Origin of the sequence: Micromonospora tulbaghiae, assembly GCF_900091605.1 — a bacterium.
Classification (GTDB): Bacteria; Actinomycetota; Actinomycetes; order Mycobacteriales; family Micromonosporaceae; genus Micromonospora; species Micromonospora tulbaghiae.
On the sequence record NZ_FMCQ01000008.1, the window covers coordinates 184637 to 200842 of the forward strand.

16 protein-coding genes are annotated in these 16206 nt (G+C 74.6%); 3 read left to right on the forward strand and 13 right to left on the reverse strand.

Translation table 11 applies throughout. The annotated features are described in order from the left end of the window. From nadC to GA0070562_RS22710, 6 genes are all read right to left on the reverse strand, one after another. Window positions 1-897: a carboxylating nicotinate-nucleotide diphosphorylase gene (nadC, locus tag GA0070562_RS22685; protein ID WP_091425678.1), complete on the reverse strand. Its 897-nt coding sequence runs from the start codon at window positions 895-897 to the stop codon at window positions 1-3. Continuing rightward, window positions 894-2585, reverse strand: coding sequence for an L-aspartate oxidase (locus GA0070562_RS22690; RefSeq protein ID WP_091425681.1), 1692 nt, complete (start codon window positions 2583-2585; stop codon window positions 894-896). The genes nadC and GA0070562_RS22690 overlap by 4 nt, the downstream gene beginning before the upstream one ends. A gap of 61 nt (window positions 2586-2646) precedes the next feature. Continuing rightward, entirely contained in the window at window positions 2647-3540 is an 894-nt protein-coding gene (locus tag GA0070562_RS22695; protein ID WP_091425683.1) for a septum formation family protein, read from the reverse strand. A gap of 195 nt (window positions 3541-3735) precedes the next feature. Next, window positions 3736-4161, reverse strand: a complete 426-nt coding sequence (gene panD / locus GA0070562_RS22700; protein WP_091425686.1) for an aspartate 1-decarboxylase — start codon at window positions 4159-4161, stop codon at window positions 3736-3738. 30 nt (window positions 4162-4191) lie between these two features. Next, a complete protein-coding gene (panC, locus tag GA0070562_RS22705) occupies window positions 4192-5034 on the reverse strand; it encodes a pantoate--beta-alanine ligase (RefSeq protein WP_091425689.1) in 843 nt (280 codons plus the stop codon). After that, window positions 5034-5963: a Rossmann-like and DUF2520 domain-containing protein gene (locus GA0070562_RS22710; protein WP_091425691.1), complete on the reverse strand. Its 930-nt coding sequence runs from the start codon at window positions 5961-5963 to the stop codon at window positions 5034-5036. The genes panC and GA0070562_RS22710 overlap by 1 nt, the downstream gene beginning before the upstream one ends. Before the next feature lie 193 nt (window positions 5964-6156). Between GA0070562_RS22710 and GA0070562_RS22715 the strand changes: the two genes are divergently transcribed. After that, window positions 6157-7230 carry an SAM-dependent methyltransferase gene (locus GA0070562_RS22715; RefSeq protein WP_175438849.1) on the forward strand — a complete coding sequence of 358 codons (1074 nt, stop codon included), beginning with the start codon at window positions 6157-6159 and terminating at the stop codon, window positions 7228-7230. Next, complete coding sequence (locus GA0070562_RS22720; RefSeq protein WP_175438836.1) at window positions 7227-8396, forward strand: NADH-quinone oxidoreductase subunit D; 1170 nt, start codon at window positions 7227-7229, stop codon at window positions 8394-8396. The genes GA0070562_RS22715 and GA0070562_RS22720 overlap by 4 nt, the downstream gene beginning before the upstream one ends. Before the next feature lie 10 nt (window positions 8397-8406). On the opposite strand, the gene GA0070562_RS22725 is transcribed toward GA0070562_RS22720, so the two are convergent. The 4 genes from GA0070562_RS22725 to GA0070562_RS22740 form a co-directional block, all read right to left on the reverse strand. Continuing rightward, window positions 8407-10308: a hypothetical protein gene (locus GA0070562_RS22725; RefSeq protein WP_091425699.1), complete on the reverse strand. Its 1902-nt coding sequence runs from the start codon at window positions 10306-10308 to the stop codon at window positions 8407-8409. 124 nt (window positions 10309-10432) lie between these two features. Further along, window positions 10433-11437 (reverse strand): glycine betaine ABC transporter substrate-binding protein, encoded by a 1005-nt coding sequence (locus GA0070562_RS22730; RefSeq protein ID WP_091425701.1) that lies wholly within the window; start codon window positions 11435-11437, stop codon window positions 10433-10435. A gap of 153 nt (window positions 11438-11590) precedes the next feature. After that, complete coding sequence (locus tag GA0070562_RS22735; protein ID WP_091425704.1) at window positions 11591-12313, reverse strand: ABC transporter permease; 723 nt, start codon at window positions 12311-12313, stop codon at window positions 11591-11593. Beyond that, on the reverse strand, window positions 12310-12999 hold the full coding sequence (locus GA0070562_RS22740; protein ID WP_091425708.1) for an ABC transporter permease: 690 nt from the start codon (window positions 12997-12999) through the stop codon (window positions 12310-12312). Before GA0070562_RS22740 ends, GA0070562_RS22735 begins: the two co-directional genes overlap by 4 nt. A 2-nt stretch (window positions 13000-13001) precedes the next feature. Here GA0070562_RS22740 and GA0070562_RS22745 point away from each other — a divergent pair, with 2 nt between their 5' ends. After that, window positions 13002-13994 carry an ABC transporter ATP-binding protein gene (locus GA0070562_RS22745; protein WP_091425711.1) on the forward strand — a complete coding sequence of 331 codons (993 nt, stop codon included), beginning with the start codon at window positions 13002-13004 and terminating at the stop codon, window positions 13992-13994. 2 nt (window positions 13995-13996) lie between these two features. Here GA0070562_RS22745 and GA0070562_RS22750 read toward each other — a convergent pair whose 3' ends face one another. The 3 genes from GA0070562_RS22750 to GA0070562_RS22760 all read right to left on the reverse strand — a co-directional run bounded on the left by GA0070562_RS22750 (window position 13997) and on the right by GA0070562_RS22760 (window position 16160). Continuing rightward, complete coding sequence (locus tag GA0070562_RS22750; protein ID WP_091425714.1) at window positions 13997-14488, reverse strand: hypothetical protein; 492 nt, start codon at window positions 14486-14488, stop codon at window positions 13997-13999. An 83-nt stretch (window positions 14489-14571) separates the two neighbouring features. Then, on the reverse strand, window positions 14572-14874 hold the full coding sequence (locus GA0070562_RS22755) for a hypothetical protein (protein WP_091425717.1): 303 nt from the start codon (window positions 14872-14874) through the stop codon (window positions 14572-14574). A gap of 59 nt (window positions 14875-14933) precedes the next feature. Further along, window positions 14934-16160, reverse strand: a complete 1227-nt coding sequence (locus GA0070562_RS22760; protein WP_091425719.1) for an ABC transporter permease — start codon at window positions 16158-16160, stop codon at window positions 14934-14936. Window positions 16161-16206: the final 46 nt, after the last annotated feature.

Here is a 16206-nt window from a genome sequence, read left to right on the forward strand (position 1 = left end):
CTAGACGTCGCGCAGGTCGAGGGCGATGTCCAGGATCGGCGAGGAGTGGGTGAGCGCGCCGACCGAGAGGAAGTCGACGCCGGTCGCGCCGTACTCGGCGGCCATCGGCAGCGTCAGCCCGCCGGTGGCCTCCAGTTCCGCCCGGTCGCCCACCGACGCCACCACCTCGCGCAGCTGCGCCGGGGTCATGTTGTCCAGCAGCAGGAACCGCGCCCCCGCCTCGACCGCCTCCACCGCCTCGGCCGGCGTGTCCACCTCGACCTGCACCGCGACGTCGGGGAACGCCTCCCGGACCCGGCGGAACGCGGCGCCGATCCCGCCCGCCGCGACCTTGTGGTTGTCCTTGATCATGGCGACGTCGTACAGGCCCATTCGCTTGTTGGTGCCGCCACCGGCCCGGACCGCGTACTTCTCCAGCGCCCGCAGCCCCGGCGTGGTCTTGCGGGTGTCCAGCACCATCGCCTTCGTGCCGGCCAGCGCGTCGGCCCAGGCCCGCGTGTGCGTCGCCACGCCGGACATGCGGGACAGCAGGTTCAGCGCCGTCCGCTCGGCGGTCAGCAGCAGCCGGGTCGGCCCGGTCACGGTGGCCAGCACGTCGCCGCGCGCCACCCGCTGCCCGTCGTGCGCGACCAACGAGACCTCGACCGTACGCCCCGCGCCGGTCACCTCGCCGACCAGCTCGAACACGGCGGCGGCGACCGGCAGTCCGGCCACCACGCCGTCGGCGCGCGCCACCAGATCGGCCGTGTCGTGCTGCTCGTCCGGGATGGTGGCCACGCTCGTGACGTCGAGGAAGTCGGGCCCGAGGTCCTCGTGCAGCGTGTCGAGGATGATCTGCCGGACCCGCTCCGGGTCCAGGCCACCGTCGCGCAGCGCCTGCTCCGTCGACTCCCTCACCAGTTCTTCTCCTCCCAGCGTTCGGCCACAATGCCGTCCGTGCCCACCTCGGCCACCAGGTGGCCCAGCCACCTCTCGTCGGCCGTCGGGAAGTCCTCCCGCCAGTGGCAGCCCCGCGTCTCCTGGCGCGCGTACGCGGCCGCAACCAGCGTCGACGCCACCGTCAGCAGGTTCGTCGCCTCCCAGTCGGCGGTACGCGGCACGCCCTGCCCCGCGCCCAGCTCCGTGAGCGTGGCGGCGGTGGCTTCCAGCGTCTGCGCCGACCGGAGCACGCCGGCACCCCGCGTCATCGCCCGTTGCAGCTCCGCCGTGCCGGTCGCCGGCACCAGCGCGCCCGGCCCGCCCACCCAGGCACCGGTCTCCGCCGGGCGGGCCTGCTCGGGCAGCCCGGCGGCGACGTCCTCGGCGATCCGGCGGGAGAAGACGAGCCCTTCCAGCAGCGAGTTGCTGGCGAGCCGGTTGGCGCCGTGCACACCGGTGCAGGCGACCTCGCCGCAGGCGTACAGGCCGGGGATGGAGGTGCGGCCGCGCAGGTCGGTCCGGACGCCGCCGGAGGCGTAGTGCGCGGCGGGCGCGACCGGGATCAGGTCGGTCGCCGGGTCCACGCCGATGGCCAGGCAGGACGCCACGATGGTGGGGAACCGCCGGGCCAGGAAGTCGCCGCCCAGGTGCCGGGCGTCCAGGTACACGTGGTCCGCGCCGGACGCCAGCAGCACCCGGTGGATGCCCTTGGCGACCACGTCCCGGGGAGCCAGCTCGGCCAGTTCGTGCTGACCGACCATGAACCGCTTGCCGTCGCCATCGACCAGGTGCGCGCCCTCGCCGCGCAGCGCCTCGGAGACCAGCGGCTGCTGCGCCAGCCCCGCGCCCGGACCGCCGGCCGGCACGATCAGCGCGGTCGGGTGGAACTGCACGAACTCCACGTCGGTGACGGCCGCGCCCGCGCGCAACGCCAGCGCCACTCCGTCCCCGGTGGAGACCGCCGGGTTGGTGGTGGCGGCGAAGATCTGCCCCATCCCGCCGGTGGCCAGCACCACCGCGCGGGCGAGGATCGCGCCGACGCCGTCCTCGCTGCCCTCACCGAGAACGTGCAGCGTGATGCCGCAGGCCGGGCCGAGCCCGCCCGGTCCGTCGCCGGGAGCGCGCAGCAGGTCCAGCACCAGGGCGTGCTCGACCAGCCGGATCCACGGGTCGCGGCGCACCGCGTCGTGCAGCGCCCGCTGCACCTCCGCGCCGGTGGCGTCGCCGCCGGCGTGCACGATCCGGTCGGCCCGGTGGCCGCCCTCCCGGGTCAGCATCAGTGACCCGTCCGGGTTGCGGTCGAACTCCGCCCCGATCCGCATCAGCTCACGCAGCCGGGTCGGCCCCTCGGCCACGAGCGCGCGGACCGCCGCCGGGTCGCAGAGGCCGACCCCGGCCACCTCCGTGTCGTACGCGTGCGCATCCGGGGTGTCCGCCGGATCCAGCACGGCGGCGATCCCGCCCTGCGCCCAGCGGGTGGAGCCCTCGTCCATGTCGACCTTGGTGACCACCGTGACGTGCAGGCCGGCCTCGCGCAGGTGCAGCGCGGCGGTCAACCCGGCCACGCCGGAGCCGACCACGATCACGTCTGTCGTCTCCACCCAGCCGGGGGCGGGCGCGGCGAGCAGCCGGGGCAGCGCCGGCAGGTCGACGGTCGGTAGGTCCATGAGCACAGTCAACCCGAAGCGAACTCGGCCCGGGCGCGGGGGGCGTGACGAGTGCGCCCGGCTACCTCTTCCGGCGCGGGAGGGCGGCCGGTCCGGCGCCCTTCAGGGAGGTGGTCACCGTACGGTCGCTGAGCCACAGGTAGCAGCGCACGCCCCGGTCGCCGACCGCCCAGCGACCGGCAGCGGGCGGCCGGACCACCACGTCGCTGCGGTAGCGCAGGAACGCGTCGGCGGGTACACCGGCGTAGCGGGCGATCACGCCGAAGCAGCCGTCGTAGAGCGGAACCCAGTCCTCCGGCTTCTTCGGGTACGGGCGGTCCGGCGCGGCCCACACGCCGACGAACTCGGCGTCGTGCGCCACCGTGCAGTCGACCGGGGTGAGCCGCTGCACGCGGCCCGCGTCCCGGCCGGTGCGCTGGCAGCCGAGCCGGAGCGGGGACGGCGGCTTGAGCGCGTCGCGCAGGCTGCCCGTACGGGTGACCACGGTGGCCGCAGCCTCGACCGTTGTCAGCTCGGTCAGGTCGCACCGGTACCAGCGGGAGCCGGCCGTCCACCCGGCACCTGTCGGCACCGCCACTGCCAGCCGGAGCCGCCCGGCACGCCAGTCGTCACCCACGTACCCGGCGGCCCGCTTGTCGCAGTCGGCGAACGCGGTACGCAGCTCGGGTGAGGTGAGCGGCGGAGGGGTGGGCCGGTCGGCGGTGAACGCCCCGACGTGCACGGTCTCCACCCGGTGCGGCAGCTCGCAGCCGACCGGCGCGTACGCGGCCAGGCCGACGCTCGCTGTGAAGTCGGCGACCTGGCAGACCCCCGCGGCCGGGGTGAACGGCCCGGGTGCGGCCATCGCGGCCCAGTCGTCGGTGAGGTCGCCGTCCAGCCCGCCGGCGCCGGCGCAGCCGGTCAGGGCGGCGCTCGCGACCATCGCGGCGACCAGGAAGCTCATCGCACGGCGCATCGCGGCCTCCCCCAGCCGACGACCGTCGATCCCCGACGGTCCGCCCAGGGTAGCCGAAAATGACCTTCCGGTGACAGACCGCGTTCCCCACCCGTCTGCCCGTCGATCTTGCACTAACCGCCCCGGCAAAGCACCCAAAAAGGGCGACAGAAGGGCCGCAACTGCAAGATCAACGGCCCGAGGCGGGGAGAGGCGTCAGCGGGCGGCGGCTAGGGGATTGGGGATGGGGGCGCCTGCGGTGCCGGGGGCGGTCGTGGTCGGGTCCGTCGAGAGGTCGACGATCTTGTTGTCGGCGTCCACGTGCACCACGTTCGGGCGGTACGTGCGGGCCTCGGCGTCGTCCATCTGCCCGTACGAGATCAGGATGACCAGGTCACCGGGGTGCACCAGGTGCGCGGCGGCGCCGTTGATGCCGATCACGCCGCTGCCCCGCCGGCCCGGGATCACGTACGTCTCCAGCCGGGCGCCGTTGGTGATGTCCACGATCGCGACCTGCTCACCGGGGAGCAGGTCCGCCGCGTCGAGCAGATCCTCGTCCACCGTCACCGAGCCGACGTAGTGCAGGTCGGCCTGGGTCACGGTGGCGCGGTGGATCTTCGACTTGAGCATGGTCCGGAACATCGGGGTGCCTTTCCGCATTCGTGGTGGGGTTCAGGTACGCGGCGCGAGGTGGATGGCCGTGTTGTCGATCAGGCGGGTGGCGCCGACCCAGGCCGCGATCAGCAGCCGGGCCGGACCGGTGACCGGGCCGGGTTCCAGCTCGGTGTCGGTGAGCACCAGGTAGTCCAGGCGGGCGTCCGGCGCGTCGAAGGCCCGGTGCGCGGCGGCGAGCACCGCACCCGCGTCCTCGCCCCGCTCGGCCGCCGCCGCGCCGGCCCGCAACGCGGCGGACAGGCTCAGCGCGGTCTGCCGCTCGGGCGCCGACAGGTACCGGTTGCGGCTGGACATGGCCAGCCCGTCCGGCTCCCGGACGGTCGGCACGCCGACGATCTCGGTCGGCACGTCGAGGTCGCGGACCATCCGGCGGACCAGGGTGAGCTGCTGGTAGTCCTTCTCGCCGAAGAAGGCCAGGTCGGGGCGGGTGAGCTGGAGCAGCTTCATGACCACGGTGAGCACGCCGTGGAAGAAGCCGGGACGGCTCAGGCCCTCCAGGTCCTCGCCGAGCGGACCCGGGTCGAGCCGCACGGTGGGCCGGCCCTCCGGGTACATCTCGGTCGCCGAGGGCGCGAACACCACGTCCACCCCGGCGCGGCGGCAGATCTCCAGGTCGGAGTCGAGCGTGCGCGGGTAGCGGTCGAAGTCCTCGTTCGGGCCGAACTGCAGCGGGTTCACGAAGATCGTGACGATGACGTGGCCGGCGCGCTCGCGGGCGGCCCGCAGCAGCGCCTCGTGCCCGGCGTGCAGCGCGCCCATGGTCATCACCACGCCGACCGGGCCGGCCATCGCCTCACGGGCCGCCGCCAGTTCCTTGCGCGTGTGCAGCACCTCGGCCATCAGGCCGCCACCTCGATTCGGTCGAGCACGTTCCGCAGCGCGGCCGCGTCCGCCGGGCGAAGGCGGCCGACCGCGACGGCGCGGTCCGCCGTCCGTCGTGCCAACGCCAGATACGCGGGTACGGATTCCGGCGCGGTCCGCGCCAGCCGGTCCAGATGCCGGCGTACGGTGCCCGCGTCGCCCCGCGACACCGGGCCGGTCAGCGCGTCGTCGCCCAGCCGCAGCACGTTCTCCAGCGCGGCCCGCAGCAGCGGGGCGAGCACCTTCTCCGGCCGTTCCACCCCGGCGTCGCGCAGCCGGTCGGCCGCCTCGTTGACGAGCGTCACCAGGTGGTTCGCGCCGTGTGCCAGCGCCGCGTGGTAGAGCGGCCGGTCGTTCTCACCGACCCACTCCGGTACGCCGCCCAGGTCGGCCACCAGCCGGGCCGCGAACGGGCGCAGCTCGGCCGGGGCGGTCACCCCGTAGGAGATGCCGGGCAGGCGGGACAGGTCGTCCGGCGTACCGGTGAAGGTCATCGCGGGGTGCAGCGCGAGCGGCCGGGCGCCCGCCTCGACGGCCGGGGCCAGCGCGGCGAGCCCGTGCGCGCCGGAGGTGTGCGCCACCACCTGGCCGGGACGCAGCGCGCCGCTCGCGGCCAGGTCCGCGACCACGCCCGCGAGCGCGTCGTCCGGGACCGCGACGATCAGCAGGTCGGTGGCGGCACGCGCCACCTCGGACGCGGTGCGGTGCGGGGTCTGCGGCAGCAGCAGCGCCAGCCGGGCCCCCGTCGCGCCCGAGGCGCCGGACGCGGCGACCACCCGGTGACCGGCGGCGGCGAGGGCCGCGCCCAGCACGGCGCCGACCCGGCCGGCGCCGAGGACGCCGACGGCGAGGGTACGCGGGAAGACGAGCGGGGCAGCGGTGGCCCGGGGGCGCAGCGGTGCGCTCATGGCAGCGATCCAGTCCTCGAAGGGGGTACCGGTCGATGGCAAGTATGCGCCCGGGTGACAGACCCGAAACAAGAAGGTGTGAAAACCTTCACCGACCGCCCGAAGCGGCCGCTCCGGTGGCGGGCAAACCGCCCTTTCGGGTACGTCCCGTAGGGTCGGCACGGTGACCTCCCCGCTGCGCTGGCACGACGCGATGGAGCGGGCGCTGTACGGGCCGGACGGCTTCTTCGTCTCCGGCGCCGGGCCCGCCGCGCACTTCCGCACGAGCGTGCACGCCTCGCCCGTCTTCGCCGCCTGCCTGGCGCGGCAACTCGAGATGGTGGACGCGGCGCTGGGGCACCCGGCCCGGCTGGACGTGGTGGACGTGGGCGCCGGCCGGGGCGAACTGCTCCGGGCGCTGCTGGCACAGGCAGCACCCGAGCTGGCCGCCCGGATCCACCTGGTAGCCGTGGAACGGTCGGCCCGCCCACCGGACCTGCCGCCGGAGATCGACTGGCGGGCCGACATCCCCGACGGCATCACCGGTCTGCTCCTGGCCACCGAATGGCTGGACAACGTCCCCGTGGACGTGGCGGTCCACACCCCCGCGGGCTGGCGCCTCCTCCTGGTGGACCCGGCAACCGGCCAGGAGACAGTCGGACCGCCCCCGTCCCCCACCGACACCACCTGGCTGACCCACTGGTGGCCCCCCAACCCCACCCCCGCTCCTACCAAGGTGATCAAGGAGTTTGTGGCGGCGGAGGGCTCGGATCAGGACACAAACTCCTTTATCAACGCCGTCGGCGAGGGTAAGGGCGGGGTTGGTGGGCGGGCGGAGATCGGGTGGTCGCGGGACTTGGCCTGGGCGGAGGCTGTGGGGCGGGTGGCGCGAGGGCTGGCGCTCGCGGTGGACTACGGGCATCTGCGGGAGTCCCGGCCCGTCGACGGGACGCTCACCGGGTACCGGGGTGGGCGGCAGGTGCCACCGGTGCCGGACGGGTCCTGCGACGTGACGGCGCACGTCGCCATGGACTCGGTCGCCTCCGCCGGTGAGCGGGTCGCGCGGTGCGCGTACTCCCTGGTCTCTCAGCGGGAGGCGCTGCGGGCGCTCGGGGCCGACGGCGGGCGACCGCCGCTGAGCCTGGCCTCCCGCGACCCGGCCGGCTACCTGCGGGCGCTGGCCACGGCGTCGGCGGCGGCCGAGCTGACCGACCCGGCCGGGCTCGGCGGGCACCTGTGGCTGCGGCAGCCGGTCGGCGTCGCGCTCGACGCGGTCGTGGCACGATGACGGGCATGACCACGGACGCCGCCGACCTCCGCGAGCTCACAGTCGGTACCGGCGCCGGCGGTGAACAGCTCGGCACCGACATGGTGCTCAACATCGGGCCGCAGCACCCCTCGACGCACGGCGTGCTGCGGTTGCGCCTGGTGCTCGACGGGGAACGGGTGGTCGCCGCCGAGCCGATCGTCGGCTACATGCACCGGGGGGCGGAGAAGCTCTTCGAGGTACGCGACTACCGGCAGATCATCGTGCTGGCGAACCGCCACGACTGGCTGTCGGCGTTCTCCAACGAGCTGGGCGTGGTGCTCGCCGTCGAGCGGCTGATGGGCATGGAGGTGCCGGAACGCGCCACCTGGCTGCGGATGGCGCTGGCCGAGCTGAACCGGGTGCTCAACCACCTGATGTTCCTCGGCTCGTACCCGCTGGAGATCGGCGCGATCACGCCGATGTTCTACGCGTTCCGGGAACGGGAGACCATCCAGGCGGTGATGGAGGAGGTCTCCGGCGGCCGGATCCACTACATGTTCAACCGGGTCGGCGGCCTGAAGGAGGAGGTGCCGTCCGGCTGGACCGGGCGCGCCCGCACCGCCATCGCCGAGGTACGCCGCCGGATGCCCGACCTCGACAACCTGATCCGGCGCAACGAGATCTTCCTGGCCCGTACCGTCGGGGTCGGTGTGCTGTCCGCCGCCGACGCCGCCGCGTTCGGCGCCTCCGGGCCGGTCGCCCGCGCCTCCGGGCTCGACCTCGACCTGCGCCGCGACGAGCCGTACCTGGCCTACGACCAGCTCGACGTGCCCGTGGTGACGAAGACCGCCGGTGACTGTCACGCCCGCTTCGAGGTGCTGCTCGACCAGGTGTACGCCTCGCTCGACCTCGCCGAGCAGTGCCTGGACCGGGTGGACCGGATCAGCGGGCCGGTGAACACCCGCCTGCCCAAGGTGCTGAAGGCGCCCGAGGGGCACACGTACGCCTGGACCGAGAACCCGCTCGGCATCAACGGCTACTACCTGGTGTCCCGGGGCGAGAAGACCCCGTGGCGGCTCAAGTTGCGCACCGCCTCGTACGCGAACGTGCAGGCGCTGTCGTCGCTGCTGCCCGGCTGTCTGGTGCCGGACCTGATCGCCATCCTCGGCTCGATGTTCTTCGTGGTGGGCGACATCGACAAGTGATCGTGGGCGGTCAGCGCCAGCGGTCGGCGTCGTCCCGGTGCGGCCGGCCGTGCCCACCGTGCTCCGGGCTGCGCCACTCCGGCTCCGCCGGCCGCCGTTCCGGCTCGGGCCGACGCCACTGCTCCGGCTCGGGCTGACGCTGCTCCGGCTCGGGCCGGCGCCATTCGGGAGGCGGCTGGCGCCACTCCGGCTGGCCGCTGCGCTGCGTCGGCGGCCGCCACTCGTCCGGCACCGGCACCCCACCGGCCGGCAGCGCCGGGTGGCTCTCCCCGGACCAGCGGGCGTCCGGTCCGTCCGGCCCGCTCGCGTCCGGTCCGCCGCCGCGTACCGAGGCCCACCGGTCCTCGACGCGGTACTCCGTGCCACCACCGTCGGCGTGCACGGCGGCGCGCCGCTCCCCGAGCCGGATCTCCCGGCCCGCACCGTCGTCGCGGACCGCGGCCCACCGGTTACCGGCACGCATCTCGGACCACTGGTCGCCGTCGGCACTCGCCCGCCCGGCCGGGGCGTCCGCCGCTGCCGCCGGCCAGGTGCCCGCCGCCCGGCCGGCCCGGTCGTCCTCGCCGCCGGACCAGGGCCGCTGCTCCTCCGCCGCCGTCCGGCCCTGGCCGCCCGACCAGCCGCCCCCGGAGGTACGCCCCGACCAGCCCTGTTCACCAGCGGTACGCCCGGACCAGCCCTGTTCACCGGCGGCGGCCCGGCCGACACCCGCCCACGGATGTTCGGCACCAGGACGCCCGGGGTCAGCCCACGGGTGCCCGTCGTCGCCGGATCCGGCACCCCGACCACCGTCGTCCGACCCGGCGCGGCGGCCTGACCGGCCGTCCGGGTCGCGGTGTTCCGCGCGCCAGTGGTCGGCCGCGTCCGCGCCCCGGGGCCTGTCCTCGTCCGACCAGCCGCCGGGGAACCCGCCGTACCGGCTTCCGGCCGGCTCACCACCGCCGACGATCGTGTGTCGGGTGGTGACGTGCACCGTCTCGGTGTGGTGGACCACGCCGACAGGGCGGGTCTCCGGCCGGGCGACCGGCTCGGAGACCCGCGCCGCGCCGTACACCCCGCTCGCCGGCTGGTCGGGACGCACTGAGGCCCGCGCCGGCTCGGCGTCGTGCCGACCGGCCCGTGCCGGTTCGGAGTCGTAGCGGCCGGCCCAGGGCTGTTCGGTCTCATAGCGGCCCGCCCGGGACGGCTCGGCGTCATAGCGGCCCGCCGGGGACGGCTCGGCGTCATAGCCGCCCGCCCGGGGCTGTTCGGTCTCATAGCGGCCCGCCGGGGACGGCTCGGTCTCGTAGCGGCCCGTCCGGGGCGGGTCGGCGTCGTGGTGGCCGGTCCGAGGCCGGTCCGCGTCGTAGTCGGTTCCGTAGCGGCCGCCGGAGTACGCCCGCCGGGCCGGTTCGTCGTCGTCCCGGCCGGCCGGGTACGCCCGGTCGACATCGGGCGTGCCGGTGACCGGCACCCGGGCCGCACCGCTCGGGCGCGCCGACGCGGCCACGGAGGGAGACGCGGGGGCGGAGGCGGACACGGGCCCGGAGGCCAGTCCGGCGGCGGCTGCGTCGAGCCGGTGCCGTACCGCGCCGGCCACCTCCTCGGCCCGTCGTGCCTGGTCGAGCGCCTGGTTGCCGCGCTGGGCGGCGGCCACGATCTCGGCCCGCAGCTCCCGCCGGAGCTGCGCCAACTCCTCGCGCAGTTCCTCGGCGGCCGCGCCGCCGGAGCCGCTCTCCGGTCGCAGCGCGATGGACAGACCGATGAGCACGACCGCGAGGATCGCCAGGACGGCGCCGAACCGGATCGAGCCGTTGCCGTCGGCGATCAGCAGGATGAGCGCAGCCAGGGGCGCCAGCCCCACACCGACCCAGAACAGGACGGTGAGCAGGGTGGGCGTGCTCTTGTCGGCGGGCGCGACCGAGGCGGGCATGGCTGAGCAGAGTACCGAGAGTTCCACCAGAGGGGAACGGGTCGGCACCATTCGATGAGCGGCCCGTCGAACAGGGCAGCCGTGCCGCCGGCCGGCACGCGTGGCGCCGGCCGGCGGTGGTGCGTCAGCTCGTGGCCAGCGCGGCGTCGGAGGAGAAGACCAGGCCGACGCTCGCCGAACCGGTCTTCAGCGCGTTCTTGGTCTGCGGGCCGCCCGCGTCCAGCGAGCTGAACGAGCCGGCCTTGAAGTCGTAGACCTCGACCAGACCGGCCTGGCACTTCGGCCGCTGCGGGCACTCGGGCGGCCCCGCCAGCACGGTGGCCTGGCCGGAACACTTGGCGGCCAGCTCAGAGAGCGTGGACACGCCGTACTTGTCGGCGAACGCCTTGGTCACCGCGAACGCGTTCTGGTCCTGCGCCTGGGAGGGCTGGCCGAAGACCAGGCCGGCCTTGTCACCCTCGGTCTTCAGCGCCGCGACCGTCTTGTCCAGCTCCGGCGAGGAGACGGGCTGGGCGTCCTTGCCGTTGGCCTTGGTGTTGAGGAACTCCGCCATGGTGGCGGCGTACTCCGGGACGACCTGGATCTGCCCCTTCTCCAGGGCCGGCTCGTAGAGCTCCCGGTTGCCGATGGTCTGCACCTTGACCTGGTAGCCGGCGGCGGTGAGCGCGATCTTGTAGAGCTCGGCGATGGTCTGGCTCTCGCTGAAGTTGCCGGCGCCCACGGTGATCTGACCGCCCGGGCCCTTCTCGATCCCGTCGGTCACGCCGTTGGCGGAGGCGAACTCCTGCGCCGCGACCTGGGGCGTCTTGCGGTCGACGTCGACCGCCCGGTTGAGCTGGATCAGCTTGGGGGTGTCGAGCTTCGCGGAGACCTTGTCCAGCGCGGCGACGAGCTGCGGCGTGGCCGCCTTCGCGTTGATCGCGGGGATGACGTTGTCGGTGTTCTGGAGCTTCTTGTCGTCGGTGAGGACGACGAGCTGGTCGCCCGCCACCGGGGCGCAGCCCGCCCCCGAGGCACCCTGCTCGGGCGCGTCGGTGCCGGACGAGCCGGCGTCGCCGCAGCCGGTGAGGAGAACAGCCGCGGTGAGTGCGCCGAGCGCCCCCGCGGCCAGTGTCGTACGCGCGCGCATCAGTGCCCGCCTTCCGTGTCCCGGCGCGACCCCCTCGGGCCGGCCGCGTGTCCGACGGGCGATCCGGACGGCCACCCGCGACTCCAGCCAATATCTTCCGGACCCGACCGACAAACTCGGAGCGGTTTTCGTCACCCGATCGTCACCGACGGCTCAGCCGCCGGTCGTCGCCGCCGTCGCGCGGCGGTTCGCCCGCCGGCGTACCCGGCGCAGCGGGCGCGGCGTCACCACCCGCTCCACCACCGCGAGCAATCCCTCGACGAGCAGCGCCAACCCGGCCACCAGCACCCCGCCGGCGATGATCTGACCGCCCCCGGCGGCGATGTCGAGCCCGAACCCGGCCCGGATGATCTGGCCCAGCCCGCCGCCGTTGACGAACGAGGCGAGCGCGGCGGTGGCCACCACCTGCACCGCAGCGGTACGGAAGCCGGCCGCCAGATAGGGCACCGCGAGCGGCAGCTCCACCCGGCGCAGCACCTGCCCGCCGGACAGGCCCATCCCCCGGGCCGCGTCCCGGGCCTCCGGATCGGCCTGCCGCACCCCGGTGTACGCGTTCGCCAGCAGCGGCGGGACCGCGAAGACCGCGAGCGCCACCACCACGGCCGGCCGGCCGAAACCGAGGAACGTCAACGGCAGGATGGTCAGCAGGGCCAGCGTCGGGATCGCCAGCGTGACGTTGGAGACCAGCAGGACCAGCCCGCCGCCCCGGCCGCTGTGCCCGAGCCAGAGCCCGATCGGCCAGGCCACCAGGCACCCGAGCAGCACCGCCAAGGCGGACATGCTGAGGTGCTCGCCGAGGCGGTCCAGCACGCCGCCGGGGTTGGTCCAGTTCAGCGGGTCGTTCAGCCAGACCACTGCCTGCTCGACGGGATTCACCGGGCGGACCTCCCGCGCAGCCAGGGAGTGAGCAGGCGTCCCACGCCTGCGAGCACCAGGTCGAGCACCAGCGCCAGCAGCACGCACAGCACCGTGCCGGTCATGATCTGCGCCTTGTAGAAGTTGTTCTGGAAGCCCGCGAAGATGAGCTGGCCGAGGCCGCCCCGGCCGACCACCACCCCGACGGTGACGAGCGCGACAGTGGACACGGTCGCGAGCCGTACGCCGGTGAGGATGCCGGGCAGCGCCAACGGCAGCTCGATCCGCAACAGCCGGCCCCACCTGCCGTACCCCATGCCCTCGGCGGCCTCGCGCACCTCCGGCGGCACCTGGGTCAGCCCGGCCAGCGCGTTTCGCACGATGACCAGCAACGCGTACAGCGCGACCACGGTGAGCACGGTGATCGCGCCGATGCCCAGGTACGGCGCGAGGAACGCGAACAACGCCAGCGACGGGACGGTGTACAGCACCCCGGTCACCGCCAGGATGGGAGCCGACAGCGACCGGAACCAGTACGCGAGCACCGCGAGCGGCAGCGCCACCAGCGCGGCGATCACCACGGCCCGGGCGGTCAGCCAGGTGTGCTCCCGCAGCGCGGCGAGGATCGTGTCAGAGTTGTCCCGCACGTACTGCCAGGAGAACCACGGATTACCCGGGTCGGCCCGGTAGCTCAGGTGGAGGGACACACGTGGACGGTACCCCGGGAGGCACCGCCGGAGGCGGCGCGGCGTCGATCACGCTGGAGCGCATCCGCAAGCGCTACCCGGACGGCACCGAGGCGGTACGCGAGCTGAGCCTGGAGGTCGCCGCCGGTGAACTGGTGGTGCTGATCGGCCCGTCCGGCTGCGGGAAGTCGACGGTGCTGCGGATGATCAACCGGCTGATCGAGCCCACCGACGGGCGGATCCTGCTCGGCGACGACGACGTCACCCGGGTCGATCCGGTGGCGTTGCGCCGCCGCATCGGCTACGTCATCCAGAACGTCGGTCTCTTCCCGCACCAGACCGTCGCCGCGAACGTGGCGACCGTGCCGGGGCTGCTGGGCTGGCCGAAGCAGCGGACCCGGGACCGGGTCGGCGAGCTGCTGGAACTCGTCGGTCTCGACCCGGCGCAGTTCGGCCGGCGGTACCCGCACGAGCTCTCCGGCGGGCAGCGGCAACGGGTCGGCGTGGCCCGCGCGCTCGCCGCCGATCCGGTGGTGCTGCTGATGGACGAGCCGTTCTCGGCCGTGGACCCGATCGTCCGGACCCGCCTCCAGGAGGAGTTCCTGCGCCTGCAGGCCGAGGTACGCAAGACGATCGTGCTGGTCACCCACGACCTCGACGAGGCGGTCCGGCTGGGCGACCGGATCGCGGTGCTGTCCGAGGGCGGCCGGCTGGAGCAGTACGACACACCCGCCGCCCTGCTCGGTGCGCCCGCCTCGGACTTCGTCCGCGAGTTCGTCGGCGCCGACCGGGGCATCCGGCGGCTCGCCGTCACCCCGGTGACCCGCGCGGTGCTCGACCCGCTCCCGGCCGACGGCGGCACCGGCCTGCCCAACGTGGCGCTCGGCGACTCGGCGTACGACGCGCTCGGTGCGCTGCTCACCGCCGGCGCGGAACACGCCGTGGTCACCGAGGAGGGGCGGGCGGTGGGGCTGCTCGCCCGGAGCCGGGTGCTGACGCTGGGCGCCGTGGACTGAGCTCAGGCCCGGCCGCCGAGGCTGGCCAGTCCGACGATCCAGCCCGCGAAGAAGCCGTACGTGACGCCGGTGCTAGCCGCCTGGAACGCGGCGAACAGCGAGCCGTGCGGGCCGAGGAGCGTGGCGAGCAGGGCACTGAGCCCGCCCGCGAGCGCGTACGCGCCCCAGCCGGAGAGGAACTGGCTGCCCGAGGACGTGACCCGGTCGGTCTGCGGGCCGGGCAGCAGGTACAGCAGCGCCGCGGCCAGCACGATCAGCAGGATCGCCCGCAGGTTGGTGGCGAACACGCCCTCGTCGGCGTGCCACCGCCAGGACGGCCAGGCGAGCAGCCGCAGGAACCAGCCACCGGCCCCGGTCGGGTCGGTGCCGCGCTGCGCCCAGTCCACGTACATCGGGCTGCCGCCGACGGCGACGAGCAGGAACGCGGCGAGCGTGCCGGTGCCGGCGGCCGAGCCGTACCGGGAGACGGTGCGGGGGCGGTTGCTCAGAGCCATGCGGCGGTCAGTTCCCGTCCGGTCCCGCCGGGCAAACCTGCGTAACCGGTCGGCCGTCGTCGGCCGGCGGGCCGTCATCGACCTCAGTGCTTCATCAGGTAGTCGATGAAGGCGGCGCGCAGCAGCGGCGCGGACTCCTCGTAGCCGTGCCCGGTCAGCTCACGCCAGAGCGCGTTCGCCTCGTCGATGGTCGGGCCGACCGAGTTCGGCGCGCCGTCCAGCGCGGCGGCCTCGTCCGCGTTCGGCAGGTGCCGCAGGACCGACCAGAAGAACCCCACGTCGCGGCGCTCGCGCGCCAGGTGGAACGCCTGCTCACGCAGTTCCTCGGTGGAGAGCTTGTCGAGCTCGTCGAAGGTACGGCCGCCGGGGGCGGGAGTATCGGTCATGCCGCCGAGCCTAACCGGAGAGATCAGTCCGGGCGCGCCGGACGCACGGCGGCCGCCGGTCAGCGGTCGTCGGCGTCCCAGCGCCGGGGCTCGTTGTCCCAGCGCGGTGCCTCCCACGCCTCCACCGGGGTGTCGTGCTGGCGTACCGGCAGCACCGACGGCCAGGCGTCGGCCGGCTCGGGCGCCGGGGTCATCGTCCAACCGCCGCTCAACGCGCCGTCCCGGGCCGGGCGGACCGGGCCGGTCCCGACCGTCGCCGCCGGGCGCGGCCGGCCGAACGTCTCGACCAGCCGGGTGACGAGCAGGCCCACGCCGAGCACGGCACCGCCGAGCGCCCACCGGCTGACCGTCCAGCCGTGCGGGACGGTCCAGGCGAGGAACACCACCACCAGGCAGACCGCGAACAGGGTGCCGAAGATGCCGCCGCGCCGCCCGTACGCGCTGGTGCCGGCGAGCATCACCGTGCCCACCGCCAGCACGGTCCAGTCCAGTCCGGTGCCGGGCGCGACCTGGCCGTCCCCGTTCGCCGCGATCAGCACGCCGCCCAGCATCGCCAGCACGGTGGACCCGACGAGCGCCAGCGCGGTCACCGTGGCGGCCGCCACGCCGCGCCGCCGGGCCGGGTCGGCGACCGGGCGGAACCGGCCGATCAGCCGGCGTACGGGTTTCATCGCGGCGAACAGGCCACCGAGGACGGCCACCGCGGCGAAGCCGACGAAGAAGTAGAGCGCGCTGCGACGAGGGTCGTAGTCACCCTGCACCGCCACCGGGCCGGTGCGCCGTTCCAGGTAGACGATCACGCCGGCCGCCCCGGCCAGGCTCGCCGCCCACCCGGGCACATGCAGCACCACCACGGCCAGGGCTAGCGCCAGCCCGGCCGCCGCCGCCACCGCAAGCGCCGGCAGCAGCGCCTCCCGCATGCCCCGGTCGCCCTGCTCGGCGAAGTGCAGCGCGGCGGCCAGCGCGACCGGGCCGACCGCCAGGTTCACCGCGCCGGCCCGCAGGCTCAGGCCGGCGGCGAGCGTGAGCAGACCGAGCGCTGCGACGTCGACGAGCAGCGTCTTCAGCGCGCCGCCGCGCAGCGCGTCCGCGTCCTCCCGCCAGAGCAGCCAGGCCATCGCCACCAGTCCGGCGAGCAGCACGAACTCCCAGAGCACGTGCACCGCGATCCGGTCCCGGCCGGGTTCGCCGTGCGCCGGGTCGTCGAAGACGTTCTCCAGTACGGCAGCGGGCACCCCGGACGACGTCTCCGGCGGCGCTGTCCGGCCCGCATCGTCGTACGCCATTGGCTCGCGCCTCCCCAGGTGGCCGCGTCCGGCCCACGGGCGGGCG